Source organism: Ilumatobacter sp. (genome assembly GCF_041688325.1).
Lineage (GTDB): Bacteria > Actinomycetota > Acidimicrobiia > Acidimicrobiales > Ilumatobacteraceae > Ilumatobacter_A.
Window position 1 is genome coordinate 1 of record NZ_JBDNIJ010000392.1, and the last position, 1,938, is coordinate 1,938.

A 1,938-nucleotide genomic window follows, 5' to 3' on the forward strand; every position below is an offset into this window, starting at 1 on the left:
CCGTTGTCCGACGTGAAGATCACGATGGTGTCATCGTCCAACCCGAGCGCTGTGAGCTCGGCGAGCAGCGCCTCGGTCGCCCAGTCGATGCAACGCACAGCAGCCCCGTAGTCGCCGTTGTTCGAAAGGTCGCGGAACCGGTCTTGCACGTAGATCGGCAGGTGGACGTACATGTGCGCGAAGTAGAGGAAAAACGGCTGCTCACGATTGGTGCGGATGAAGTCGACGGCGTGCTCGACATACCGCTCGGTCAGAGCAGCTTGGTCGGGCTGCGCTTCGGCGACCGCGTCGTCGAGTAAGACGGGGAGTGGCGGCCGGATGAACGGCTCGGTGCAGCCCGCTTGACGGACGAGCGCGGTCAGGTCGTCGAGGCTCATCGCATCAGAACTGTCGGCCTGGCGACCCATGTCATTGCTGTAGGGAATGCCGAAGTACCCGTCGAACCCGTGGTTGGTCGGCAGGAAGTCGGGCTGATCACCGCAGTGCCACTTGCCGATCAATTGCGTGGCGTAGCCGGCCGACTTCAGCACCTTGGCAATCGTGATCTCGTCGGGGTTGAGCCCGACGCCCCAGCCCGGGAACAGCACGCCGCCGAGGCTCCCCGAGGCTGCGCCGCCAAACCCGACGCGCGTCGGATAGCACCCGGTCAACATGGCGGCACGAGACGGCGAGCACACCGGCGATGCCATGTAGAAGTCGGTGAAGCGTGTGCCCTCGGCCGCCATGTGATCAAGTGCAGGTGTCTGGTTCACCTCGGAGCCGTAGCAGCCCAGGTCTCCGTAACCCAGGTCATCGCAGTTGATCAGAATGATGTTGGGCTGGCGGCGCGTGGATTCCATCAGAACCTGAGTGTGTCAACCTGCCGGGGTAAGAGGCGAACCGGTGGAGGTCGCCTCGGCGAGCTGAGCTTCGAGGTCAGCGATCTGATCGTGCAACTGCTCAACGATCGGGTTGATCTGCGCCTCGGGTAGTCGACCGAGTGTCGACCGAGTTTGCTCTTGATGTCGGTCATGGTGCGTCTCTGTTCGCCCGCGTTCTGACTTGGTTGGATCGCGTTCAGATCAGCCGCGCGGCATGCGCGATGTCTTCGGCTGTGAGCGTGAGCAGCGATTCGCGGGCGAGTTTGCCACCGTCGGCGTGGAGCCGAAGTGCCTGGCGGTTGACGGCCTGTTCGAACAGCGTGCGGGCATACCTTCCGTTTCCGAAACCGGGTTGATGGCGTGCTCGTTGGAACGCGCTGACCAGTGCGGTGTGCGCGTCAGGGCTGATCGCATAGTCGGAATCGGCTGCGAGGCGCTGGATGATCTCGACCAATTCGCCATCGCCGTAGTCATCGAAGTTGATCTCACGCGAGAAGCGGGAGCGGAGGCCGGGATTGGAATCGAGGAAGTGACGCATCAGGTCGGGGTAGCCCGCCACGATCACGACGAGTCGACTGCGATGGTCTTCCATCCGCTTGATCAAGGTCTCGATTGCCTCCGACCCGAAGTCGAGGCTCGCCGGCCCGGGCGGCGACAGCGCGTACGCCTCGTCGATGAAGAGCACGCCGTCGAGCGCGCGTTTGATAGCGCGGTTGGTCTTGGATGCCGTGTGGCCCACGTACTGGCCGACGAGACGTGCCCGATCGACTTCGATTAGGTGACCGCGCTCAAGGAGCCCGAGGGCGCCGAACATCTCGGCCACAAGCCGAGCCACAGTGGTCTTGCCGGTGCCCGGATTGCCAGTAAAGACCAAGTGGTGGCTGGTCTCCATTTGGGCGAGCCCGTGATCGCGTCGTTGCTGCTGAACACTCAGCAAAGCGATGAGGGTGTTGACCTGTTCTTTGACCGAGTCGAGCCCCACGAGTGCGTCGAGGTCGGCGCGAACGTCGTCCGGCGTGCGGACGGGCCTGCTCCGGTTGCCGCCGAGGTCGGCGTTCTGATCCGACACTCGCCGCTC

2 protein-coding genes are annotated in these 1,938 nt (G+C 63.6%); both read right to left on the bottom strand.

Annotated elements, in window-relative coordinates:
* Positions 1-839 (bottom strand): sulfatase-like hydrolase/transferase (locus tag ACH2EI_RS19620; protein WP_395152130.1); only part of this gene is annotated, 839 nt, incomplete at its 3' end.
* A 217-nt stretch (positions 840-1,056) separates the two neighbouring features.
* Positions 1,057-1,938, bottom strand: an 882-nt coding sequence (locus tag ACH2EI_RS19625) for an AAA family ATPase (RefSeq protein WP_395161259.1), incomplete at its 5' end; no start/stop codon positions are given.